Annotated in this window: 20 protein-coding genes; 12 read left to right on the top strand and 8 right to left on the bottom strand. The window is 71.7% G+C overall.

The features are described from left to right. Nucleotides 1–261 precede the first annotated feature (261 nt). Genes LG395_RS17405 through LG395_RS17395 form a run of 3 tightly spaced genes read right to left on the bottom strand, consistent with a single transcriptional unit; the run spans nucleotide 262 to nucleotide 4,453 of the window. Nucleotides 262–1,959, bottom strand: coding sequence for a thiamine pyrophosphate-binding protein (locus LG395_RS17405; RefSeq protein ID WP_225810356.1), 1,698 nt, complete (start codon nucleotides 1,957–1,959; stop codon nucleotides 262–264). Continuing rightward, nucleotides 1,956–2,936 carry an agmatinase gene (gene speB / locus LG395_RS17400; RefSeq protein ID WP_171156007.1) on the bottom strand — a complete coding sequence of 327 codons (981 nt, stop codon included), beginning with the start codon at nucleotides 2,934–2,936 and terminating at the stop codon, nucleotides 1,956–1,958. The genes LG395_RS17405 and speB overlap by 4 nt, the downstream gene beginning before the upstream one ends. A 56-nt stretch (nucleotides 2,937–2,992) precedes the next feature. Then, nucleotides 2,993–4,453: a sodium:solute symporter family protein gene (locus LG395_RS17395; RefSeq protein WP_171156005.1), complete on the bottom strand. Its 1,461-nt coding sequence runs from the start codon at nucleotides 4,451–4,453 to the stop codon at nucleotides 2,993–2,995. A gap of 171 nt (nucleotides 4,454–4,624) precedes the next feature. On the opposite strand from LG395_RS17395, the gene LG395_RS17390 reads away from it, so the two are divergent. Then, entirely contained in the window at nucleotides 4,625–6,211 is a 1,587-nt protein-coding gene (locus LG395_RS17390) for a PucR family transcriptional regulator ligand-binding domain-containing protein (protein ID WP_372463348.1), read from the top strand. Between the two features lie 78 nt (nucleotides 6,212–6,289). Further along, the gene (locus LG395_RS17385) at nucleotides 6,290–7,078 is read left to right on the top strand and encodes a phosphatase (protein ID WP_225810354.1); all 789 of its coding nucleotides are present in this window, start codon (nucleotides 6,290–6,292) and stop codon (nucleotides 7,076–7,078) included. 98 nt (nucleotides 7,079–7,176) lie between these two features. On the opposite strand, the gene LG395_RS17380 is transcribed toward LG395_RS17385, so the two are convergent. The 5 genes from LG395_RS17380 to LG395_RS17360 all read right to left on the bottom strand — a co-directional run bounded on the left by LG395_RS17380 (nucleotide 7,177) and on the right by LG395_RS17360 (nucleotide 11,239). Further along, entirely contained in the window at nucleotides 7,177–7,635 is a 459-nt protein-coding gene (locus tag LG395_RS17380) for a hypothetical protein (RefSeq protein WP_225810353.1), read from the bottom strand. 220 nt (nucleotides 7,636–7,855) lie between these two features. After that, a complete protein-coding gene (locus tag LG395_RS17375; protein ID WP_171155997.1) occupies nucleotides 7,856–8,737 on the bottom strand; it encodes an acyl-CoA thioesterase in 882 nt (293 codons plus the stop codon). A 47-nt stretch (nucleotides 8,738–8,784) separates the two neighbouring features. Continuing rightward, the gene (locus tag LG395_RS17370; protein ID WP_014672877.1) at nucleotides 8,785–9,942 is read right to left on the bottom strand and encodes an acyl-CoA dehydrogenase family protein; all 1,158 of its coding nucleotides are present in this window, start codon (nucleotides 9,940–9,942) and stop codon (nucleotides 8,785–8,787) included. Nucleotides 9,943–10,044: 102 nt separating this feature from the next. Further along, nucleotides 10,045–10,620 carry a Uma2 family endonuclease gene (locus LG395_RS17365; protein WP_225810352.1) on the bottom strand — a complete coding sequence of 192 codons (576 nt, stop codon included), beginning with the start codon at nucleotides 10,618–10,620 and terminating at the stop codon, nucleotides 10,045–10,047. Between the two features lie 22 nt (nucleotides 10,621–10,642). Beyond that, nucleotides 10,643–11,239 carry an SACE_7040 family transcriptional regulator gene (locus LG395_RS17360; protein WP_171155991.1) on the bottom strand — a complete coding sequence of 199 codons (597 nt, stop codon included), beginning with the start codon at nucleotides 11,237–11,239 and terminating at the stop codon, nucleotides 10,643–10,645. Nucleotides 11,240–11,336: 97 nt separating this feature from the next. Here LG395_RS17360 and LG395_RS17355 point away from each other — a divergent pair, with 97 nt between their 5' ends. The 10 genes from LG395_RS17355 (at nucleotide 11,337) to LG395_RS17310 (ending at nucleotide 24,334) form a co-directional block, all read left to right on the top strand. Beyond that, nucleotides 11,337–12,953 carry a carboxyl transferase domain-containing protein gene (locus LG395_RS17355; protein WP_225810351.1) on the top strand — a complete coding sequence of 539 codons (1,617 nt, stop codon included), beginning with the start codon at nucleotides 11,337–11,339 and terminating at the stop codon, nucleotides 12,951–12,953. Nucleotides 12,954–12,964: 11 nt separating this feature from the next. Then, a complete protein-coding gene (locus tag LG395_RS17350; protein WP_225810350.1) occupies nucleotides 12,965–14,878 on the top strand; it encodes an ATP-binding protein in 1,914 nt (637 codons plus the stop codon). Further along, the gene (locus LG395_RS17345; RefSeq protein ID WP_225810349.1) at nucleotides 14,875–15,819 is read left to right on the top strand and encodes a hydroxymethylglutaryl-CoA lyase; all 945 of its coding nucleotides are present in this window, start codon (nucleotides 14,875–14,877) and stop codon (nucleotides 15,817–15,819) included. Before LG395_RS17350 ends, LG395_RS17345 begins: the two co-directional genes overlap by 4 nt. A gap of 5 nt (nucleotides 15,820–15,824) precedes the next feature. Next, nucleotides 15,825–16,985, top strand: a complete 1,161-nt coding sequence (locus LG395_RS17340) for an acyl-CoA dehydrogenase family protein (protein ID WP_171155984.1) — start codon at nucleotides 15,825–15,827, stop codon at nucleotides 16,983–16,985. A gap of 268 nt (nucleotides 16,986–17,253) precedes the next feature. Next, complete coding sequence (locus LG395_RS17335; RefSeq protein WP_225810348.1) at nucleotides 17,254–18,300, top strand: ABC transporter substrate-binding protein; 1,047 nt, start codon at nucleotides 17,254–17,256, stop codon at nucleotides 18,298–18,300. A gap of 49 nt (nucleotides 18,301–18,349) precedes the next feature. Further along, nucleotides 18,350–19,198: a siderophore-interacting protein gene (locus LG395_RS17330; protein WP_225810347.1), complete on the top strand. Its 849-nt coding sequence runs from the start codon at nucleotides 18,350–18,352 to the stop codon at nucleotides 19,196–19,198. A 109-nt stretch (nucleotides 19,199–19,307) separates the two neighbouring features. Then, nucleotides 19,308–20,750: a lysine decarboxylase DesA gene (gene desA / locus LG395_RS17325; protein WP_225810346.1), complete on the top strand. Its 1,443-nt coding sequence runs from the start codon at nucleotides 19,308–19,310 to the stop codon at nucleotides 20,748–20,750. Beyond that, nucleotides 20,734–22,020, top strand: coding sequence for a lysine N(6)-hydroxylase/L-ornithine N(5)-oxygenase family protein (locus tag LG395_RS17320; RefSeq protein WP_225810345.1), 1,287 nt, complete (start codon nucleotides 20,734–20,736; stop codon nucleotides 22,018–22,020). The genes desA and LG395_RS17320 overlap by 17 nt, the downstream gene beginning before the upstream one ends. Further along, a complete protein-coding gene (locus LG395_RS17315; protein WP_225810344.1) occupies nucleotides 22,017–22,568 on the top strand; it encodes a GNAT family N-acetyltransferase in 552 nt (183 codons plus the stop codon). The genes LG395_RS17320 and LG395_RS17315 overlap by 4 nt, the downstream gene beginning before the upstream one ends. Then, nucleotides 22,565–24,334: an IucA/IucC family protein gene (locus LG395_RS17310; protein ID WP_225810343.1), complete on the top strand. Its 1,770-nt coding sequence runs from the start codon at nucleotides 22,565–22,567 to the stop codon at nucleotides 24,332–24,334. The genes LG395_RS17315 and LG395_RS17310 overlap by 4 nt, the downstream gene beginning before the upstream one ends. The last annotated feature ends 48 nt before the right edge of the window (nucleotides 24,335–24,382 follow it).

The raw sequence follows: 24,382 nt of genomic DNA, 5'->3' as shown, positions 1-24,382 counted from the left end.
AGCCAGCGGCGTCAGGATCGCGACCGTGCCCCGCACCCACCGGGGAAGCGGTTCCGGCTCGCGTTCTCCGGTGCCACGCCTTCTCCTTGCCATGCCAGCGCTCCTCTCGCCGTAGCGTCCCGCGCTGCGGGATCCGGCCCTGGCGGACCGGAGCACTGGACGGCGATCGAAGCACCAGCGGCACAGAGCATACTGGCTCCCCCTGACCGGGCCGGCACCTTCCGACCGTCAAGCCACTTGAATGTGCGCGCAGTTGTCCGACTAGCCGGCCGGCCGGCCCAGGTGCGTCGGCGCGAACATCCGCAGCACGGCCGGGAGCACGACCACCGACGGGCCCGGGGTGCCGAGTGCCTTCGTCAGGTCCTGTTCCAGCGTCTGCGGGGTGGTGCGGACGCCGGGTACGCCGAAGGACTCCGCGAGGGCCACGTAGTCCGGGCGGTGCAGCTCCGTCGCCGTCGCCTGGCCGAAGGCGTCCGTCATGTACTCGCGCAGGATGCCGTAGCCGCCGTCGTCGACGATCAGCCAGGTGACGTTCAGGTCGTACTGGCGGGCCGTGGCCAGTTCGGCGATGGAGTACAGGGCGCCGCCGTCGCCGGACACCGCCAGCACTGGGCGTGTCGGGTCGGCCGCCGCCGCGCCCAGCGCCGCCGGGAAGCCGTAGCCGAGGCCGCCCGCGCCCTGGGCCGAGTGCATGGTGTTCGGGCCCTGCGCGTCGAACGCGGACCAGGCCCAGTAGGCCAGGATCGTCATGTCCCAGAAGGACGGGGAGCCGGTCGGCAGGGCGCGGCGGACCGACGCCAGCACGTCCTGTTCCAGCGTGAGTTCCTGGGCGGCTATCCGCTCGGACACGCGGGCCAGGAGGTCCCGCACCCGCTCGGGCGCGGAGTCGTCCGCGCGCTCCTCCACCGTCTCCAGCAGCGCCTGCAGGGCGAGCCGGGCGTCCGCGTGGATGCCGAGGGCCGGGTGGTTGGACTCCAGTTTGCCGAGGTCCGCCTCGATCTGGATCACGCGGCCCCGGGGCTTGAACGTGTGGTAGTTGGACGACAGTTCACCGAGTCCGGAGCCGACCACCAGCAGGACGTCCGCGTCCTCGAGGAAGTCCGTCGTGTGCCGGTCCTCCAGCCAGGACTGCAACGACAGGGGGTGGTGCCACGGGAACGCGCCCTTGCCGCCGAAGGTCGTCACGACCGGCGCCCGGAGCTTCTCGGCCAGCTGGAGCAGCTTGCCCGACGCGTCCGCGCGGACGACCCCGCCGCCCGCGATGACCGCCGGGCGGGCGGCGCGGGACAGCAGGCCGGCCGCCACCGCCGTCAGTTCGGGGCGCGGGACCAGGTCCTCGGGGGTCGCGTCCATCGCCGTCACCACGGGCAGCGAGGTCTCGGCCAGCAGCACGTCCTGCGGGATCTCCACCCACACCGGGCCGTGCGGGGCGGTCAGGGCCGACTTCCAGGCCGCCGCGATCGCGGAGGGGATCTGGGAGGGGGTGCGGACCGTGTGGACCGACTTCACCACGCCCCGGAACGAGGCCGCTTGGTCCGGGAGTTCGTGGAGGTAGCCGTGCCGGCCGCCGCCCAGGCCCGCCGTCGGGATCTGGCTGCTGATCGCCAGCACCGGCGCGCTGGCCGCCGCCGCCTCCTGGAGCGCGGCCAGGGACGTCAGCGCGCCCGGCCCGGTCGAGAGCAGCAGCGGCGCCGCCTCGCCCGTGATCCTGCCGTACGCGTCCGCCGCGAAGCCCGCGTTGTTCTCCACCCGCAGGCCCACGTAGCGCAGGGAGGAGCGGCGGAGCGCGTCGAACATGCCGAGGGCGTGCTGGCCGGGCAGGCCGAAGACGGTCGTCGCACCCAGCCCGGCCAGCGTCTCCACGACCAGGTCTCCGCCATTGCGCCCCGGGGGAGGGTTCAGGGCGGCGGTGATCTGCGCCGGCGTCGGGCGGAGTACCAGGTCGTGGTCGTGGGTCACTTCGCTTCCGTGTCCTTCCGGGCCGCCGCGATCCGGCGGCTCATGATCGTGGTCAGTTCGTACGCCGTGTGGGAGGCGGCGACCGAGGTGATCTCGGCGTGGTCGTAGGCCGGGGCGACCTCGACGACGTCCGCCGACACCAGGTTGCAGCCCGCCAGGCCGCGCAGGATCTCCAGCAGCTCGCGGGAGGTCATGCCGCCCGCCTCCGGGGTGCCGGTGCCGGGCGCGTGCGCCGGGTCGAGGCAGTCGATGTCGATGGAGATGTACAGCGGGCGGTCGCCGATGCGCTGGCGCAGCTGGTCGGCCACCTCGTCGGCGCCCCGGCGGTAGACGTCGGCGGAGGTGACGATGCCGAAGCCCATCTTCTCGTCGTCCGTCAGGTCCTGCTTGCCGTACAGCGGGCCGCGGGTACCGACGTGGGACAGGGCGGAGGTGTCGAGGATGCCCTCCTCGACCGCGCGGCGGAACGGGGTGCCGTGGGTGTACTCGGCGCCGAAGTAGGTGTCCCAGGTGTCCAGGTGCGCGTCGAAGTGGAGCAGGGCGACCGGGCCGTGCTTCTTCGCCACCGAGCGCAGCAGCGGCAGCGCGATGGTGTGGTCGCCGCCGAGGGTCATCAGGCGGGCGCCGGTGCCGAGCAGGTCGTCGGCGGCGGCCTCGATGGTCTCGACGGCCTCGTTGATGTTGAACGGGTTCACGGCGATGTCGCCGCCGTCCGCGACCTGGGCGAGGGCGAACGGGGACGCGTCCTGCGCCGGATTGTACGGGCGCAGCAGCCGGGACGCCTCACGGATGGCGTTGCCGCCGAAGCGGGCGCCCGGCCGGTACGAGACGCCGGAGTCGAACGGCACGCCCACGACGGCGACGTCGGCGGTGCCGACCTCGTCCAGGCGGGGCAGCCGGGCGAAGGTCGCGGGACCGGCGTACCGCGGGACGCGGGAGGAGTCGACGGGGCCGCGGGGCGTCTCGTTGCTGCTCATGGTGAAATGCCTTCTTTCTTGCGCTTCTTCGCGCATGTACTGCTTTCTCTACGACTCTACTGGTGAGCCGGGACCGGTTCGGACGGGAGTTCGGGGGAGCGTCCGGCGAGGCGCTCGCGCCAGGTGGCGAGGACGGTCTCGTCGGTGGGCCTCGTGGCCAGGGAGACGGCGACGTAGGCGGCGAGGGAGGCCAGCAGGCCGTAGTAGACGGGCTCGTTGGCGAGGATGCCGTAGCCGGCCATCAGGCCGATGACCGCGAGGCCGCCGACGATCACGGAGGCCAGCGCGCCCTGGACCGTGCCGCGCTTCCACAGCAGGCCGCCCAGGATGGGCACGAGCAGGCCGCCGACGAGGAGGTTGTACGCCACGGTGAGCGCCTCGACCACGTTGTTCAGGGCGATCGCCGTGCCGATCACGGCCAGGCCCATGACCAGGATGAACGCGCGGTTGCCCCTGACCTCGTCGTGGTCCTCGCCGTCCCGTCGCACGACCCCGCGCAGACGGGACCAGATGTCGTTGTTGGCGACCGTGGCGCAGGCGATCAGGGCGCCGGAGGACGTCGACATCACGGCGGCGAGGGCCGCGGCCAGGACCAGTCCGCGCACGCCGACGGGGAGCTCGTCCTTGACGATGGTGGCGAAGGCGTCGTCGGGGCTGCCCAGCTTCGGGTACAGCACCTTGGCGGCCGTGCCGATCACCGCGCCGGCCAGGGCGTAGGCCAGGCAGTAGGTTCCGGCCACCGTGCCGCCCCACCTGGCGGTCCGGTCGCTGCGGGCGGTGAACACGCGCTGCCAGATGTCCTGGCCGATCAGCATGCCGAACGTGTAGATCAGGACGTAGGTGAAGATCGTCTCGCCGCCGATGCCCAGCGGGTCGAAGTAGCCGGTCGGCAGCTTGGCCTTCATCCCGGAGAAGCCGCCCGCCTTGACGACCGCGATCGGCAGGAGCAGGAGCAGCACGCCGATGGTCTTGACGACGAACTGGACCATGTCGGTCAGGGTGATGGACCACATGCCGCCGAGGGTCGAGTAGGCGACGACGATGGAGCCGCCGAGGATGATGGCGACCGTGCGGTTCATGTCGAAGAGCACGTCGAAGATCGTGGCGTAGGCGATGGTGGAGGTCACCGCGAGCATGAGGGTGTACGCCCACATGACCACGCCCGAGATCACACCGGCCCGGCCGCCGTAGCGCAGGTCCAGCATCTCGGAGACCGTGTACACCTTCAGGCGGGCGATGCGGGCCGAGAAGAAGACGGAGAGGGCGAGCAGGCCGAGACCGATGGTGAAGACCATCCAGGCGCCGGACAGGCCGTACTGGTAGCCGAGGCCCACGCCGCCGATGGTGGAGGCGCCGCCGAGGACGATCGCCGCCATGGTGCCGGAGTACATGGCGGGCCCGAGGCGGCGGCCGGCCACCAGGAACTCGCTCTTGGACTTGGCGCGGCGCATGCCCCACCAGCCCATGGCGAGCATGCCGGCGAGATAGACGACGATCACTGTGTAGTCGACGGCCATGGGGCCCTCCTTCGCGCACTGTCCGGTGGCGTGTCGTGCAGGTTCTTCGGAGACGTGCCGGCAGCGGCTCGCGGGGACATCCGCCCGTACCCGCGGCTGCCGTGCCCCTTGAGGCTAGGTGGCCGGAAAGCGACTGCGAAGTGTACGTTTCATCCATATGAACGGGGCGGGATGGAGGGAACGCACACCATGCCGGAGACGATCGCCCCAGCGGTTCCGCCCACCCCACCGGTCACGCTCCAGGCGCTGCTGGCCCGGGACGACCTCGCGCTGCGGCAGATCGCCGGACCCGCGGACCCGGGGATCGTGATCCACTGGGCGCACACCTCGGAGATGGCCGACCCGTACCCCTATCTGCTGGGCGGCGAGCTGCTGCTCACGGCCGGGGTGCACATCCCCGAGGCGGCGGGTTCGGGCACCTACTTCGACGACTACGTCTCCCGCATCGTGGCGGCGGGCGGCGCGGCCCTCGGCTTCGGGGTGGCCCCCGTGCACGACACGGTCCCGCGCGCCCTGGTCGCCGCCTGCGACCGGTACGGGCTGCCGCTGCTGGAGGTCCCGCCGCAGACCACGTTCTCCGGGGTGGCCCGGGCGGTCTGGCAGCTGATGGCGCAGGCCCGGCTGGCCGAGCTGCGCCGGGTGAGCGAGGCACAGCAGAGTCTCGCGGCCGCCGCCTCCCGGCCGGACCCGGTCCCCTCGGTGCTGCGCCAGCTGGCCCAGCGCCTGGGCGGCCGGGCGGTGCTCTACGGGCCCGACGGCTCGGAGATCGCGGGCGCGGGCCGGGAGACACCGCGGGGCGCGCGGACGGCGCTGGCGGAGCTGGCGGGCGTGGTCAGGCACCCGGCCGCTCCCCCGCCGGCCGCGCCCCGCGGCCGTGCGCACCCGGTCCCTTCCGCACCGGGCAAGCCGAGCGCCCCGAGCGCACCCGGCGCGCCGGGCCCCCGCCCGCACCCCGCCTCCGCCACGGACACCCACGGCACCACCCATCTCGCCGTCTACGCCCTCGGCGCCGGGGAGGGGTTCGTGCTCGGGGTGGCCGCACCCCGGCGCGACCCGGGTGATCACACCATCGCCTCCGTCGCCGCCGTCCTGCTGGCCCTGCTGACCGGGGAGCACCACAGCGGTGCCGGGGCGGCCCGGTCCTCCGCGCTCGTCCGGCTGCTGCTCGGTGCCCCGCCCGAGGAGGTGGCGCCCCTGCTCGGCACCGGGCAGTGGCTCGTGGTGCACGCGCGGCCGGAGGCCCAGGCCCCGGACGCGGTCGCCGCCTCCGCGCTGGGCGCCGCCCTGGGTTCACCGCTGGTCGACCTCGCCCGCGACGTCGTACGGGTGCTGGTGCCGGCGGGGCGCGAACCGGGGCCGCAGCCCGGCTGGACGCTCGGGGTGAGTGCCGCGGCCGGGCCGCGGGAGTGGCCGGCCGCCGACACCCAGGCCGCCCGCGCCCTCGCCCGGGCCCGCGCCACCCGCACCCCGCTGGTCCGGCACGCGGCCCGGCCCGCGCTGGCGGACCTGGTGCCGCGGGCGGACGCGGAGACCCACGCCCGTGCGCTGCTCGGTCCCCTCGCGGGGCAGGCCGCGCTCGCCGACACCCTGCGCACCTGGCTGTCCCTGCACGGCAGTTGGGACCGTACGGCGGTGGCGCTCGGCGTGCACCGCAACACCGTGCGGCAGCGGATCGCCCGCTGCGCCGCCCTGTTGGCCGCCGACCTGGACGATCCGGACGTGCGCATGGAGCTGTGGTTCGCGCTGCGGCGTGACTGACGGCGACCGTGCGTGACCCCCGTCCCAGCGGGCGGTATGCCGAGGACCCGCGCCGGGCACTGCCCCACAATGGGAGGCATGCCGATATCCGGGACACCCAGCCGCGCCCAGCTCGTCGACCACCTGGTGCGCACGCGTATCGCGGGGGACGTCGCCACGCCCCGCGAGAACAACCTCTCCCACTACCGCCAGCTCGCCAACGGTGTCCGCAACTACTGGCTCGGCCTGGAACTGGGCGACCGCTGGACGGACGAGCAGGACGTGCTCGCGGTCATGGCCGAGCGGGTGGGCGTCAACGACGACCCGGAGTACCGGTACGGGCAGGACACCATCGACCCCGAGCTGACGGTGGACGCCCTCGACCGCATGGCGGCGCGGCTGCGCAAGGCGGCCGAGGACCGGCAGCGGGTGCTGTTCGCGACCGGGCACCCGGGCGGTCTGCTGGACGTCCACCGGGCCACGGCCGCCGCGCTGCGTGCCGCCGGCTGCGAGATCGTCGTGATCCCGGACGGGCTCCAGACGGACGAGGGGTACGTGATGCAGTTCGCGGACGTGGCCGTGCTGGAGCACGGGGCGACGCTGTGGCACACGCACTCCGGCGAGCCGATGCGGGCCGTTCTGACGGGACTTGAGCGGGAGGGACGCCCGCTGCCGCACCTCGTGGTCGCCGACCACGGCTGGGCCGGGTACGCGGGACAGCACGGGGTCGACTCCGTGGGGTACGCCGACTGCAACGACCCGGCGCTGTTCCTCGCCGAGTCCGAGGGCACCGTGCAGGTGGTCGTCCCGCTGGACGACCATGTGGTGAGCCCGCGCCACTACGACCCGATGACCGCGTACCTGCTCGCCGCGGCCGGCCTGGTCTGACACGCGGTCACGCGGGGCTCCGACGCTCCCGCGCAGCACGGGACAGCACGAGGTGCGGCCCCGCGAACGGGGCCGCACGTCGTCATTTCGTGGTCGGCTCAGTGGCCTCCGCCACCTCCACCGCCGCCGTGGCCGCCGCCACCGCCGCCGTGACCGCCACCGCCGCCGCCGTGGCCACCGCCACCGCCGCCGTGACCGCCACCGCCGCCGCCGTGACCGCCGCCACCGTAGCCGCCGCCGTGGCCGCCGCCACCGTAGCCGCCGCCATGACCGCCGCCGTAGCCGCCGCCGTGGTCACCGCCGTAGCCGCCGCCATGGTCACCGCCATAGCCGCCGCCATGGTCACCGCCATAGCCGCCGCCGTGGTCGCCGCCGTAGCCGTTGTCGTCATCATCGCCCCAGTTCCAGCTGTAGGAACCGCGGTCGGTGTGGGTCGAGGCAGAGGCGGTTCCGGCGGTGCCGATCGCGGCCCCGCCGGCCAGCAGCAGGCCGCTGGCGGAAATCGCGACAAGACGCCTCGCGCGCTGTGATCGCATGGGAATACCTTCCATCTCCATCGTCTCTCACGGCTCCATGGGGGAGGCGCGAGGTGGATGGCCGTCGCCGCTGCGAAAGGGGAAGAATGCGGCGCGGTCTTCAGATGTCACCGCAGCGGGTCGGAACCGAAACGGAGCCGGGCACCTCACACGCGGGTCTGCCGGGCATGCCGTTCACTGCGGCTTCACTCAAAGAGCCTAGTCCCACATGGGTCACGCGTCATCTCGAGGAGCACTCCTGTCATGGCCGTCTCGGCACCCGGACGACACCCTCCTGGATGACCGAGATGGCGAGCCGCCCGTCCTGGGTGTAGATACGGGCCTGCCCGAGGCCCCGGCCGCCGTGCGCGGACGGCGACTCCTGGTCGTACAGCAGCCATTCGTCGGCCCGGAAGGGGCGGTGGAACCACATCGCGTGGTCCAGGGAGGCGCCGACGACGTCCCCGACGGCCCAGCCGCCGCGCCCGTGCGCGAGCAGCACCGAGTCGAGCAGGGTCATGTCGGAGACGTAGGTGGCGAGGACGACGTGCAGCAGCGGTTCGTCGACGGCGCCGCCGAGTTTGCCGTTGGTGCGGAACCACACCTGCGAGTGCGGCTCGCGCGGCTCGCCGTACCGCCCGTACGGCGGCTCGTCCACGTACCTGAGGTCGATCGCCTCGCGCGCCTCGAGGAACCGCTCGACGACGTCGGGGGCGAGGTGGCCGTAGCCGCGCAGCCGGTCCTGGGAGGTCGGCAGGGTCACCGGGTCGGGCGCGGCGGGCATGGGCGCCTGGTGCTCCAGCCCCTCCTCGTACGCCTGGAAGGACGCCGACAGATGGAAGATCGGCTTGCCGTGCTGGACGGCGACCACCCGGCGCGTGGTGAAGGACCGGCCGTCACGGATGCGGTCCACGGTGTAGACGATGGGCGCGCCCGGGTCGCCCGGACGCAGGAAGTACGCGTGCAGGGAGTGTGCGGGCCGGTCCGCGGGGACCGTCCGTCCGGCGGCGACCAGCGCCTGCGCCGCCACCTGCCCGCCGAAGACGCGCGGGACGACGGCGGAGCGGGAGTGGCCGCGGAAGATGTCCTCCTCGATCTGCTCCAGGTCGAGCAGATCGAGGAGATCCTGGAGTGCCTGGCTCATGGTGTGCTGTTGTACCGGCCAGTGATCGCGTGTCGGTGTCCGGGGCCTTACAGACCCATGTCCTTGGCGATGATCGTCTTCATGATCTCGCTGGTGCCGCCGTAGATGCGGTTGACCCGGTTGTCCGCGTACAGACGGGCGATCGGGTACTCGTTCATGTAGCCGTAGCCGCCGTGCAGCTGGAGGCAGCGGTCGATGACCCGGTGGGCGACCTCGGTGCAGAACAGCTTCGCGGAGGCGGCCTCGGCGGGGGTCAGCTCACCGGCGTCCAGGGCCTCCAGGGCACGGTCGGCGACCGCCTCGGCGGCGTCCACCTCGGCCTGGCAGGCGGCCAGCTCGAACTTGGTGTTCTGGAAGTGGGCGACCGGCTTGCCGAAGACGGTGCGTTCCTGCACGTAACTCTTGGCGAACCGGACGGCGGCCTTGGCCTGGGCGTAGGCGCCGAAGGCGATGCCCCAGCGCTCGGAGGCCAGGTTGTGGCCGAGGTAGGAGAAGCCCTTGTTCTCCTCGCCGAGCAGGTCCTCGACCGGGACCTTGACGTCGACGAAGGCCAGCTCGGCGGTGTCGGAGGTGCGCAGGCCCAGCTTGTCCAGCTTGCGGCCGATGGAGTAGCCCTCGGACTTGGTGTCCACGGCGAACAGGGAGATGCCGTGGCGGCGGTCCTCGGCGGTGGGCGCGGCCGTGCGGGCGCAGACGATCACCTTGTCGGCGTGCACACCGCCGGTGATGAAGGTCTTGGCGCCGTTGAGGACGTAGTGCGTGCCGTCCTCGGAGAGCTTGGCGGTGGTCTTCATGCCCGCGAGGTCGGAGCCGGTGCCCGGCTCGGTCATCGCGATGGCCCACATCTCCTCGCCGGTGACGAACTTCGGCAGGTAGCGCTTCTTCTGCTCGTCGGTGGCGAGCATCTTGATGTAGGGCAGGGCGAGCAGCACGTGCACGCCGGAGCCGCCGAACTGGACGCCGGCGCGGGCGGTCTCCTCGTAGAGGACGGCCTCGAACTTGTGGGTGTCCAGGCCGGCGCCGCCGAACTCCTCGGGCACGCTGATGCCGAAGATGCCCAGCTCGCCGAGCTTGTAGTAGAAGTCGCGCGGCGCCTGGCCGGCGGCGAACCACTCGTCGTACACCGGCACGACCTCGGCCTCGATGAAGGCGCGAAGGGTCTCCCGGAACGCCTCGTGATCCTCGTTGAACACCGTACGGCGCACGCCGCCCACCTCCAGGGTACCTGTCTAAGCGCTTGCTCAGACTCCAAAGTACTGGTGAGTACGTTCCAGCGTCCAGGGTGAGCTTGGCCACGCCCCCTCAGGTCAGCGCTCGGCCTTGCCGTAACGGCGGAACTCGGAGGTGTTCACTCTCCAGGGGCCGAAGGGAACCGAGTCGCCGTAGATGTACGGATCCTTGCGGGTGTAACGGCCCTTGCACGGTTCGGAGTGGACTTCGATCGTGCCGGTGCGCGGATCGACGATCATGTGGTGAGCGATGCCCATCGTCGGGTAGTCGTCGAGCTTCTCGACATAGTCGTTGTTCGGGTTGGACGGCGAGACGATCTCGACAGCGGCCAGCACCTCGGCCGCGTCGACGGCGAAGCCTTCCTCGTCGAGAACAGCCTCGGGGATGACGATCGCGTCAGGGAGCCGCATGCGGCCGAGCGCCGGGTGCTCGATCTCGGGGCCGCTCGCGCAGATGTAGCCGGGATGAGTGGTCAGGAGCTGCTCGTCCAGCTGCTTGCAGATACGGCGGACGGTGCCCTCATGCCGCTTCGACGGGCACACCATGGCCAGTACCGGGCCGGCCGGCCCGATCTCGACGCTCCAGGCCCCTTCGAGCCGCTCGGCACAGGCCCCGAGCTCCTCGGCGATCGCGCGCATCCTGACGTACTCCATATCCCGATGCTAGTGACCCGCGTCACCCCTCCCCCGCCGCCGCGAACGCCCCCCGCGCCATCCGGTGCAGCAGCGCCGCCGTGACCCCACGGCCCGGAAGGGTGCCCGCCCGCCCCAGGTGCGGTGTCGAGTTCAGCAGACCGAAGACCGAGTGGACGGCCGAGCGGGCGGCCGGTTCGGTCAGGCCCGGGTACACCGCGCGGACCACCTCCACCCACAGCTCCACGTACTGCCGCTGGAGCTGCCGCACCAGCTTGCGGTCGCTGTCCCGCAGGCGGTCGAGCTCGCGGTCGTGCAGGGTGATCAGCGGGCGGTCGTCCAGGGCGAAGTCGATGTGGCCCTCGATCAGGGAGTCGAGGACGCGGGTCGCGGGGGTCCCGTCGGCCTCGGCCAGCCGGCGCTTGGCACCGGTGAGCAGCTGCCCGCTGATGCCGACCAGCAGTTCGGCCAGCATCGCGTCCTTGCCCGGGAAGTGCCGGTAGAGGCCGGGGCCGCTGATGCCGACCGCGGCGCCTATCTCGTCGACACCGACGCCGTGGAACCCGCGCTCGGCGAACAGCCGGGCGGCCTCCTTGAGGATCTGCTCGCGGCGGGTCGGGGCGTCGGTTCTGGTGGCCATGCGAACAATTCTAGACAGCGAGGTTAGCGGTCGTTAACCTGGTGGCGATGGTTAACGCTCATTAACAGGTTCGATCACCGGTGAGGGGAACCGCAGGATGCAGGAGGCACCGGAGCTTCACAGCGCGGCAGATCCCGCGTCGGAGGCCTGGCGGGCCAACGAACAGGCGCATCTGGCCCTCGTGGAGGAGCTGCGCGCCAAGCTGGCCGCGGCGGCCCTCGGCGGCGGCGAGAAGGCACGCGCCCGGCACACCGCGCGCGGCAAGCTGCTGCCGAGGGACAGGGTGGACACGCTGCTCGACCCGGGCTCGCCCTTCCTCGAGCTGGCCCCGCTCGCGGCCGACGGGATGTACGAGGGGCAGGCCCCGGCGGCCGGGCTCATCGCCGGGATCGGCCGGGTCAGCGGGCGCGAGTGCGTCATCGTCGCGAACGACGCCACGGTCAAGGGCGGCACGTACTACCCGATGACGGTGAAGAAGCACCTGCGCGCGCAGGAGGTGGCCCTGGACAACCGGCTGCCGTGCGTCTACCTGGTCGACTCCGGCGGGGCCTTCCTGCCGATGCAGGACGAGGTCTTCCCGGACCGGGACCACTTCGGGCGGATCTTCTACAACCAGGCCCGGATGTCCGGCGCGGGCATCCCGCAGATCGCGGCCGTGCTCGGCTCCTGCACGGCCGGCGGGGCGTACGTCCCGGCGATGAGCGACGAGGCCGTGATCGTCCGCGGCCAGGGCACGATCTTCCTGGGCGGCCCGCCGCTGGTGAAGGCGGCCACCGGTGAGGTCGTCACGGCGGAGGAGCTGGGCGGCGGCGAGGTCCACTCGCGCGTCTCCGGGGTCACCGACCACCTCGCCGAGGACGACGCGCACGCCCTGAGGATCGTCCGGAACATCGTCGCCACGCTCCCGGCCCGGCAGTCCCCGCCCTGGGAGGTCGTGCCCGTCGCCGAGCCGAAGGTCGACCCCTACGGGCTCTACGGCGCGGTCCCCGTCGACTCCCGTACCCCCTACGACGTCCGCGAGATCATCGCGCGCGTGGTCGACGGCTCCCGGTTCGCGGAGTTCAAGAGCGAGTTCGGGCAGACCCTGGTCACCGGCTTCGCGCGCATCCACGGCCACCCGGTCGGGATCGTCGCCAACAACGGCATCCTGTTCTCCGAGTCCGCCCAGAAGGGCGCCCACTTCATCGAGCTGTGCGACCAGCGCGGCATCCCGCTGGTGTTCCTCCAGAACATCTCCGGCTTCATGGTCGGCAAGGACTACGAGGCGGGCGGCATCGCCAAGCACGGCGCCAAGATGGTGACCGCGGTCGCCTGCACCCGCGTGCCGAAGCTGACGGTCGTCGTCGGCGGCTCGTACGGCGCGGGCAACTACTCGATGTGCGGCCGGGCCTACTCCCCCCGCTTCCTGTGGATGTGGCCGGGCGCCAAGATCTCCGTCATGGGCGGCGAGCAGGCCGCGTCCGTGCTGGCGACCGTCAAGCGGGACCAGCTTCAGGCGCGCGGGGAGCAGTGGCCCGCCGAGGACGAGGAGGCGTTCAAGGCGCCCGTCCGCGCCCAGTACGAACGCCAGGGCAACGCCTACTACGCCACCGCCCGGCTCTGGGACGACGGCGTCATCGACCCGCTGGAGACCCGTCAGGTGCTGGGCCTCGCCCTGACGGCCTGCGCCAACGCGCCCCTGGGAGACCCCCAGTTCGGCGTCTTCCGGATGTGAGGAGGGGAACCGTGTTCGACACAGTGCTGGTGGCCAACCGGGGCGAGATCGCCGTACGCGTCATCCGTACGCTCCGCTCGCTGGGCGTCCGCTCGGTGGCGGTCTTCTCCGACGCCGACGCCGACGCGCGGCATGTCCGGGAGGCCGACACGGCGGTACGGATCGGTCCGGCGCCGGCCGCCGAGAGCTACCTGTCGGTGGAGCGGCTGCTCGAGGCCGCCGCCCGCACCGGCGCCCAGGCCGTCCACCCCGGCTACGGCTTCCTCGCGGAGAACGCGGGCTTCGCGCGCGCCTGCGAGGAGGCGGGGCTGGTCTTCATCGGCCCGCCGGCGGACGCGATCGCGCTCATGGGCGACAAGATCCGCGCCAAGGAGACGGTCCAGGCGGCCGGGGTGCCGGTGGTGCCGGGCGGCCGGGACCCCGAGCTCGCCGAGGCGGCCCGCGCGCTGGGCGCGCCCGTGCTGCTCAAGCCGTCCGCGGGCGGCGGCGGCAAGGGCATGCGGCTGGTGCGGGACATGACCGTGCTGGAGGAGGAGATCGCCGCCGCCCGCCGCGAGGCCCGCGCCTCCTTCGGCGACGACACCCTGCTGGTGGAGCGGTGGGTCGACCGTCCCCGGCACATCGAGATCCAGGTGCTCGCCGACGGCCACGGCAACGTGGTCCACCTGGGCGAGCGCGAGTGCTCCCTCCAGCGGCGCCACCAGAAGATCGTCGAGGAGGCGCCGAGCGTGCTCCTCGACGAGCGGACCCGGGCCGCGATGGGCGAGGCGGCCGTACAGGCGGCGCGCTCGTGCGGGTACCGGGGCGCGGGCACGGTGGAGTTCATCGTCCCGGGCGGCGATCCCTCGCGGTACTACTTCATGGAGATGAACACCCGCCTCCAGGTGGAGCACCCGGTCACCGAACTCGTCACCGGGCTGGACCTGGTGGAGTGGCAGCTGCGGGTGGCCGCCGGGGAGCCGCTGGGGTTCGCTCAGGAGGACCTGCGGCTGACCGGCCACGCGGTGGAGGCCCGGATCTGCGCGGAGGACCCCGCGCGCGGCTTCCTGCCCTCCGGTGGCACGGTCCTGCTGCTGGGCGAACCGCAGGGCGACGGCGTGCGCACCGACTCCGGGCTGACCGAGGGCGCCGAGGTGGGCAGCCTGTACGACCCGATGCTGTCCAAGGTGATCGCCTACGGCCCCAACCGCGCGACGGCGCTCAGGAAGCTCCGCTCGGCGCTCGCGGAGACGGTCACGCTGGGCGTGCAGACCAACGCCGGGTTCCTGCGCCGGCTGCTCGCGCACCCGGCGGTCGTCGCGGGCGAGCTGGACACGGGCCTGGTCGAGCGTGTCGTGGACGACCTGGTCTCCACGGACGTCCCCAAGGAGGTGTACGAGGCGGCGGCGGCCGTACGCCTGGAGCGGCTGGAGCCGCGTACGGAGGGCTGGGTCGACCCCTTCTCGGTGCCGAGCGGCTGGCGCCTCGGGGGCACTGCGAAGCCGCCGGTCTTCCACCTGCGGGCGCAGGACCCGGTGGCGTACACGCCCCGGGGCACCCACACCGTCACCGGCGACCGCGTGACGGTGACCCTCGACGGCGTCCGGCACACCTTCCACCGGGCCGGTGACTGGATCGGCCGGGACGGGGACGCCTGGCAGGTGCGCGACCACGACCCGGTGGCCGCGTCCCTGACCCGCACGGCCCACGCGGGTGCCGACTCGCTCACCGCGCCCATGCCCGGCACGGTGACGGTGGTCAAGGTGGCCGTCGGCGACGAAGTGACCGCCGGGCAGAGCCTGCTGGTGGTGGAGGCGATGAAGATGGAGCACGTCATCTCCGCCCCGCACGCCGGCACGGTCGCCGAACTGGACGTGACGCCGGGTACGACGGTCGCCATGGACCAGGTGCTGGCCGTCATCGCCCCGAAGGAGGCGGCGGAATGAGCGCCGACGGACTGCCCATGGTCGTACCGGCCCCGGGCCTGCCCGCGCGGGTACGGATCCACGAGGTCGGCGCGCGCGACGGGCTGCAGAACGAGAAGACGGCCGTGCCGACGGCGGTGAAGGCGGAGTTCATCCGGCGGCTGGCCGGCGCGGGCCTGACGACGATCGAGGCGACGAGCTTCGTGCACCCCAAGTGGGTGCCCCAACTGGCCGACGCCGAGGAGCTTTTCCCGCAGGTGAGCGACCTGCCCGGGGTGGCCCTGCCGGTACTGGTCCCCAACCGGCGCGGCCTGGACCGGGCGCTGGCCCTCGGCGCCGGACGCGTCGCCGTGTTCGCCAGTGCCACCGAGTCCTTCGCGAAGGCCAACCTCAACCGCACGCTGGACGAGTCGCTGGCGGTGTTCGAGCCGGTGGTGCGGCAGGCCAAGGACCAGGGCGTGCACGTGCGCGGCTACGTGTCCATGTGCTTCGGCGACCCGTGGGAGGGCGCGGTGCCGGCGCACCAGGTGGCCCGGGTGTGTACGGCCCTGCGGGACATGGGCTGCGACGAGCTGAGTCTCGGCGACACGATCGGTGTGGCCACGGCCGGTCAGGTGCGCGAGCTGCTCGCGCTGCTCAACGACCGGGGCGTGCCGACGGAGATGATCGGCGTGCACTTCCACGACACCTACGGCCAGGCGCTCGCCAACACGCTGGCGGCGCTCCAGCACGGCGTCACCACGGTCGACGCCTCCGCGGGCGGCCTCGGCGGCTGCCCGTACGCCAAGTCCGCCACCGGCAACCTCGCCACCGAAGACCTCGTCTGGATGCTGCACGGGCTCGGCATCGCGACGGGGGTCGACCTCGGCCGTCTGACCGCCACGAGCGTGTGGATGGCCGAACAGCTGGGCCGGCCCAGCCCGTCCCGTACCGTCCGCGCTCTCTCCCACAAGGACCAGTGATCAGCATGGACCACCGTCTCAGCCCCGAGCTGGAAGACCTCCGCCGTACGGTGGCGGAGTTCGCGCACGATGTCGTGGCGCCGAAGATCGGCGACTTCTACGAGCGGCACGAGTTCCCGTACGAGATCGTCCGCGAGATGGGCCGCATGGGCCTGTTCGGCCTGCCGTTCCCGGAGGAGTACGGCGGTATGGGCGGCGACTACCTGGCACTCGGCATCGCGCTGGAGGAGCTGGCCCGGGTCGACTCGTCGGTGGCCATCACCCTGGAGGCGGGCGTCTCGCTGGGCGCGATGCCGCTGCACCTGTTCGGCACGGAGGAGCAGAAGCGCCGGTGGCTGCCCCGGCTGTGCTCGGGCGAGGTCCTGGGCGCGTTCGGCCTGACCGAGCCGGACGGCGGCAGCGACGCGGGGGCGACCCGTACGACGGCCCGCCTCGACCCGGACACGGACGAGTGGGTGATCAACGGCACGAAGTGCTTCATCACGAACTCGGGCACGGACATCACGGCGCTGGTGACCGTCACCGCCGTCACCGGCCGCAAGCCGGACGGCAGGCCGGAGATCTCGGCGATCATCGTCCCGTCGGGCACGCCGGGCTTCACGGTGGCGGCGCCCTACTCGAAGGTCGGCTGGAACGCGTCGGACACCCGTGAGCTGTCGTTCGCCGACGTCCGCGTCCCCGCCGCCAACCTCCTGGGCGAACAGGGCCGTGGCTACGCCCAGTTCCTGCGCATCCTGGACGAGGGCCGCATCGCCATCGCGGCCCTGGCGACGGGCCTGGCCCAGGGCTGTGTGGACGAGTCGGTGAAGTACGCCAGGGAACGCCGTGCCTTCGGCAAGCCCATCGGCGCCAACCAGGCGATCCAGTTCAAGATCGCCGACATGGAGATGAAGGCCCACACGGCCCGCCTCGCCTGGCGCGACGCCGCCAGCCGGCTGGTGGCCGGCGAGCCCTTCAAGAAGGAGGCGGCCCTGGCCAAGCTCTACTCCTCCACGGTCGCCGTCGACAACGCCCGCGAGGCCACCCAGATCCACGGCGGCTACGGCTTCATGAACGAGTACCCGGTGGCCCGTATGTGGCGCGACTCCAAGATCCTGGAGATCGGCGAGGGCACGAGCGAGGTCCAGCGGCTGCTGATCGCCCGCGAACTGGGCCTGGTGAGCTGACCCGGAGCCCGGCTCGTTCGCACGGGACCGCCGGCACCGCCTGTCCGGTCCCGTGTCGTCGCGCACCGCCGCCGCCGTGGTCCGCGCGGGGACACCGGGCTTCGTCCCCGACGCGCCGCCAACTCCGGTTCCCCCGGCGGTGGTCCACGAGACGCACACCGGTCGAACGGGCGTGGCACCCGCCCCCTGGACATCAGCTGAGGTTAGGCTAACCTACCTTCGAACTTGTCCGGCGGGCGCTTCGCCCCGTTCGAAAGCAGTCACACCCATGCCCCAAGCCCGTGCCACCCACCTCACTCGTCGCGGCCTGCTCGCCGCCGGCGGCGCCCTCGCACTCGGTGCCGCGCTCGCCGCCTGCGGGGACGACAAGGGCAAAGACGGCGGCTCCGGCACGGAGGCGAAGGCCGGCACGACCGGGCCCTGGTCCTTCGAGGACGACCGCGGCACGACCGTGAAGCTGGACAAGGTCCCCGCGAACATCGTCGCGTTCACCGGTGTGGGCGCCGCGCTGTACGACTACGGCATCCAGGTGAAGGGCGTCTTCGGCCCGACGAGGACCACCGACGGCAAGCCCGACGTCCAGGCCGGCGACATGGACGTCAGCAAGGTGACGGTCCTCGGCAACACCTGGGGCCAGTTCAGCGTCGAGAAGTACGCCTCCCTCGCCCCGGACGTCCTCGTCTCCACGATGTTCGACGGCGCCGGCACCCTCTGGTACGTGCCCGAGGAGTCGAAGAAGAAGATTGCCCAGCTGGCACCGAGCGTCGGCATCTCCGTCTACGACCGCCGGCTCACCGCGCCGCTCCAGCGCATGTGGGACCTCGCCGCATCGCTCGGCGCGGACATGAAGGCAGCGAAGGTCACCGACGCCAAGAAGCGGTTCGAGGAGGCCGCCGCCCGGCTGCGCGCCGCCGCCAAGGCCAGGCCCGGCATCAAGGTGATGGCCGGCAGCGCCAGCGACCAGCTGTTCTACGTCTCCGGTACCAACCTCTCCATCGACCTGGAGTACTTCAAGGCCCTCGGCGTGAACTTCGTGGAGCCGCCGGAGAGCGCCAAGAAGCAGGGCGGCGGCTGGTACGAGTCGCTGAGCTGGGAGAACGTCGACAAGTACCGGGCCGACATCATCATGATGGACGACCGCACCTCGGCGATCCAGCCCGCCGACATCACCAAGGCCACCTGGAAGAAGCTGCCCGCGGTGCAGGCGGGTCAGGTCATCGCCCGGTCCCCCGAGCCCATCCTGTCCTACGACAAGTGCGTGCCGCTGCTGACGAACCTGGCGGAGGCGCTGGAGAAGGCCAAGAAGGTCAGCTGACCCGTAAGCACCTCCGGCAAGCCCTGAACCCCACCCTCAGGAGCCACCCATGACGACGGCCGTAGCCGCCCCGTTCCGTTTCTTCTCCCTCCAGGTCGTACGGACGAGGCGGCTCGGTCCGTCCCTGGTCCGGGTCACCTTCGGCGGAGCCGATCTGCACGCCTTCCACTCCGACGGGCGGGACCAGTCCCTGTCGCTCTTCCTGCCGCATCCCGGGCAGAGGGAGCCCGTCGTGCCGCTGGAGCTGGGCGAGGGCTGGTGGCAGGGGTGGCGGGAACTCCCGGAGGACGTGCGGGCGGTGATGCGTTCGTACACGCTGCGGTCACTGCGCCGCGACCCCGACGAGATCGACATCGACTTCGCCCTGCACGGCGTGGGACCGGACGCGGCCACGCCCGCCGGTCCCGCCTCCCGCTGGGCCGCCCGAGCCGCCGCCGGTGACCGGGTGCTGCTGCTCGGCCCTGCCGTCGCGGACAACCGGGCGATCCGGTTCCGTCCGCCCGGGGACACCGCTCGCGTCGTGCTGTGCGGCGACGAGACCGCCGTACCCGCCGCGACCGCGATCCTCGAAGCCCTCCCCGCCGGCACCCGGGTCCGGGCCTGGCTGGAGGTGCCGCACGCCGGTGACATCCAGGACGTGCGCACGGAGGCGGACGCGGAGATCACGTGGCTCGTACGGCACGACGGGTCCCCCATGACCGTCGACGCCGTACGAGCCGCTCCCCTGCCGGACGCCGAGCGGGCGTACGTGTGGATCGCCGGCGAGTCCGGCCGGGTGAAGGCGCTGCGGCGGCACTTCGTCACCGAGCGAGGGGTGGACCGGCGGCGCGTCACCTTCGTCGGCTACTGGCGGCACGGGATGACGGAGGAACAGCTCCGGGCCGCCGAACAAACCTGACGTGCCGTGACATCGGTCACGGGTCAAGGCATGCCCTGATTCGCGGAACTTAGGTTAGGCTAACCTAAGTTGATCTCGCACGGAGACCGTCTCCTCGGAGGACCCCCACATGCGCTCGCACCTGCTCAATGGCCTCACCGCGGAGCACTACCGCCGCTCCGTGACCGAAGGAGTCGAGCGGGTGGCGGCCAGACTCGCCACCATCGACCGCCCGTTCACCGGCGTCGCCGTGGACGCCCTCTCCCCCACCGTCGACGCGATCGACCTCGACCGTCCGCTGGGCGACACCACCGCCGTCCTGGACGAGCTGGAGGACGTCTACCTGCGGGACGCGGTCTACTTCCACCACCCCCGCTACCTCGCCCACCTCAACTGCCCGGTCGTCATCCCGGCGGTGCTCGGCGAAGCCGTGCTGTCCGCGGTCAACTCCTCGCTGGACACCTGGGACCAGTCGGCCGGCGGCACCCTCATCGAGCGCAGGCTCATCGACTGGACGGCCGCCCGCATCGGCCTCGGCCCGGCCGCCGACGGCGTCTTCACCTCCGGCGGCACCCAGTCCAACCTCCAGGCGCTGCTGCTGGCCCGGGAGGAGGCGAAGAGCCAGTCGCTCGGCCGGCTGCGCGTCTTCACCTCCGAGGCCGGCCACTTCAGCGTCAGGAAGTCCGCGACCCTGCTCGGGCTCGGGCCGGACGCCGTCGTCACCGTCCCCGTCGACCACGACAAGCGCATGCGGACGGTCGCCCTCGCCCGTGAGCTGGAGCGCTGCGCACGGGACGGCCTGGTCCCCATGGCCGTCGTCGCCACCGCCGGCACCACCGACTTCGGCTCCATCGACCCGCTCCCGGAGATCGCCGGGCTGTGCGCCCAGTACGGCGTCTGGATGCACGTCGACGCGGCCTACGGCTGCGGGCTGCTCGCCTCCCTGAAGTACCGGGACCGGATCGGCGGCATCGAACGCGCCGACTCGGTCACCGTCGACTACCACAAGTCCTTCTTCCAGCCGGTCAGTTCCTCCGCCGTACTGGTCCGGGACGCGGCCACCCTGCGGCACGCCACCTACCACGCGGAATACCTCAACCCGCGCCGCATGGTGGAGGAACGCATTCCCAACCAGGTCGACAAGTCCCTCCAGACCACCCGCCGCTTCGACGCCCTCAAGCTGTGGATGACGCTGCGCACGATGGGCGCCGACGGCGTCGGGCAGCTCTTCGACGAGGTCTGCGACCTGGCCCGGGAGGGCTGGGAGCTGCTCGCGGCCGACCCCCGCTACGACGTCGTCGTCGAGCCCAGCCTGTCGACCCTCGTCTTCCGCTACGTCCCGGCCGCCGTCACCGACCCCGCCGAGATCGACCGCGCCAACCTCCACGCCCGCAAGGCACTGTTCGCCTCCGGTGACGCCGTGGTCGCGGGCACCAAGGTGGACGGCCGCCACTACCTGAAGTTCACCCTGCTCAACCCCGAGACACAGGCGGCCGACATCGCCGCCGTCCTCGATCTGATCGCCGGCCACGCCGAGCAGTACCTGGGAGAGTCCCTTGACCGCGCGTCCTGAAGCCCACGGCAAGACCTATGACTTCGTGGGGATCGGGCTCGGCCCCTTCAACCTCGGACTCGCGTGCCTCACCGAGCCGATCGCCGAACTGGACGGCGTCTTCCTGGAGTCCAAGCCCGACTTCGAGTGGCACGCCGGCATGTTCCTGGACGGCGCCCACCTCCAGACCCCGTTCATGTCGGACCTGGTCACCCTGGCCGACCCGACGTCCCCGTACTCCTTCCTGAACTACCTGAAGGAGAAGGGCAGACTGTACTCGTTCTACATCCGCGAGAACTTCTACCCGCTGCGGGTCGAGTACGACGACTACTGCCGCTGGGCCGCGAACAAGCTGAGCAGCGTCCGCTTCGGCACCACGGTCACCGAGGTGACGTACGAGGACGAGCGGTACGTCGTCCGCACCGGAGCCGGCGACACCTACCGGGCCCGGCACCTGGTCCTCGGCACCGGCACGGTCCCCTTCGTGCCCCCGGCGTGCCAGGGGCTGGGCGGCGACTTCCTGCACACCTCCCAGTACATGCACCGCAAGGCGGAACTGCTGGAGAAGAAGTCCATCACCATCGTCGGCAGCGGCCAGAGCGCGGCGGAGATCTACCACGAGCTGCTCGCCGGGATCGACGTCCACGGCTACCGGCTCAACTGGGTCACCCGCTCCCCGCGGTTCTTCCCGCTGGAGTACACCAAACTGACCCTGGAGATGACCTCCCCGGACTACGTCGACTACTTCCGGGCGCTGCCCGAGGAGACCCGCTACCGGCTGGAGAAGCAGCAGAAGGGCCTGTTCAAGGGCATCAACTCGGACCTCGTCGACGCGATCTTCGACCTGCTGTACCAGAAGAACGTCGAGAGCGGCGACCGCCCGGTCCCCACCCGGCTGCTCACCAACTCCACGCTGCGCACGGCGACGTACCGGGACGGCGCGTACACCCTCGGCTTCCACCAGGACGAGCAGGACAAGGACTTCGAGATCCGCAGCGAGGCCCTGGTCCTGGCCACCGGCTACCACTACACCCCGCCGGACTTCCTCGCCCCGGTCCTGAGCCGGCTCCGCTTCGACGGCCACGGCCGCTTCGACGTCGCCCGGAACTACTCCGTCGACGTCACCGGCCGCGGGGTCTTCCTCCAGAACGCCGGCGTCCACACGCACAGCGTCACCAGCCCCGACCTGGGCATGGGCGCGTACCGGAACGCGTACATCATCCGTGAGCTGCTCGGCACGGAGTACTACCCGGTGGAGAAGACCATCGCCTTCCAGGAGTTCGCGGTATGACCGGCACGACCACGACCACGACCACGACCTTCACCTTCCGTCCCGTCGACCCGCTGACGGACGCCGGGCTGCTGCACTCCTGGGTCACCCATCCCAAGGCGGCCTTCTGGATGATGCAGGACGCGCGGCCGGAGGACGTCGAACGCGCCTACAGGCAGATCGCGGCGGACGAGCACCACCACGCGCTGCTCGGACTGCGCGACGGCACGCCCGTCTTCCTCATGGAGACGTACGACCCCGCGCACCGGGAGCTGGCCGGGCTGTACGAGGCGCGGCCGGGCGATGTCGGCATGCACTTCCTGACCCCGGCCACCGACACCCCCGAGCACGGGTTCACCAGGGCCGTCATCACCGCCGTCATGGCCCGTCTCTTCGAGGACCCGGCGGTGCGGCGGGTCGTCGTCGAGCCGGACGTGCGCAACACGGCCGTGCACGCGCTGAACGCGGCCGTCGGGTTCGTGCCCGAGCGGGAGATCGACAAACCGGAGAAGCGGGCGCTGCTGAGCTTCTGCACCCGCGAGCAGTTCCAGAAGGCGGTGACCGCATGACCCTCGCCGACGCCGTGGCCCATCTGTCCCCCGAGCGCTGGGCGACAGCCAACCGGCTGCTGCTGCGCAAGGCGCTCGCCGAGTTCGCGCACGAACGGCTGGTCACGCCCGAGGAGGACGGCGGCCGGTACGTCGTCCGCAGCGACGACGGGCTCACCGCCTACCGGTTCAGCGCCGTACGGCGGGCCCTGGACCACTGGGAGATCGACGCCGGCTCGCTCACCCGGCACCGCGAGGGCACCGAACTCCCGCTCGCCGCCCTGGACTTCTTCATCGAGCTGAAGGAGTCGCTGGGACTGCGCGACGACATCCTGCCGGTCTACCTGGAGGAGATCTCCTCCACCCTCTCGAGCACCTGCTACAAGCTCGGCAAGCCCCGCGTGACCTCCGCAGAGCTGGCCCGCGGCGGCTTCCAGGCGATCGAGACGGGGATGACCGAGGGCCACCCGTGCTTCGTCGCGAACAACGGGCGGCTCGGCTTCGGCGTCCACGAGTACCTGTCGTACGCCCCGGAGACGGCGAGCCCGGTGCGGCTGGTGTGGCTGGCCGCGCACCGCTCACGGGCCGCGTTCACGGCCGGTGCCGGGATCGAGTACGAGTCCTTCCTGAAAGGCGAGCTGGGTGAGAAGACGGTGGAGCGGTTCCGTGCCGTCCTCACCGGCCAGGGGCTGGACCCCGCCGACTACCTGTTCATCCCCGTCCACCCCTGGCAGTGGTGGAACAAGCTCAGCGTCACGTTCGCCGCCGAGGTGGCCCGCCGGCACCTGGTCTGCCTGGGCGAGGGCGACGACGAGTACCTGGCCCAGCAGTCGATCCGCACCTTCTTCAACACCAGCGACCCGCACAAGCACTACGTGAAGACCGCCCTGTCCGTCCTCAACATGGGCTTCATGCGCGGCCTGTCCGCCGCCTACATGGAGGCGACCCCGGCCATCAACGACTGGCTGGCCCGGCTGATCGACGGCGACCCGGTGCTGAGGGCGACCGGCCTGTCCGTCCTGCGGGAGCGGGCCGCCGTCGGCTACCGGCATCTGGAGTACGAGCGGGCCACCGACCGCTACTCCCCCTACCGCAAGATGCTCGCCGCGCTGTGGCGGGAGAGCCCGGTGCCCTCGCTGCGGGACGACGAGACCCTCGCCACCATGGCCTCGCTGCTGCACGTGGACGACGAGGGCGCCTCCTTCGCGGGCGCCCTGATCGAGCGCTCGGGCCTGGCCCCCACCCAGTGGCTGCGGCAGTACCTGCGGGCCTACTACACCCCGCTGCTGCACAGCTTCTACGCCTACGGCCTGGTGTTCATGCCGCACGGCGAGAACACGATCCTGGTGCTGCGGGACGGGGCCGTGCGGCGGGCGGTCTACAAGGACATCGCCGAGGAGATCGCCGTCATGGACCCGGACGCGGCCCTGCCGCCGGAGGTCCGGCGGATCCGCGTCGAGGTCCCCGAGGACATGAAGCTGCTGTCGATCTTCACGGACGTCTTCGACTGCTTCTTCCGCTTCCTCGCCGCCCACCTCGCCGCCGAGGGCGTCCTTGCGGAGGACGGCTTCTGGCGCACGGTCGCGGAGGTCACCCGGGAGTACCAGGAGGCGAACCCCCAGCTGGCCGACAGGTTCCGCCAGTACGACATGTTCGCCCCGCAGTTCGCGCTGTCCTGCCTGAACCGGCTCCAGCTGCGCGACAACAGGCAGATGGTGGACCTCGCCGACCCGTCCGGCGCGCTCCAGCTCGTCGGCACCCTCGACAACCCGATCGCCGGTTTCTGACGGCGTCTCGGACCCGGCGGGCACCCCGGAGTGGTCCTGCGGGGTGCC

The organism is Streptomyces spinosus, assembly GCF_020400655.1.
GTDB lineage: Bacteria > Actinomycetota > Actinomycetes > Streptomycetales > Streptomycetaceae > Streptomyces > Streptomyces argyrophylli.
This window is presented reverse-complemented; position numbering and strand designations above follow the sequence as displayed.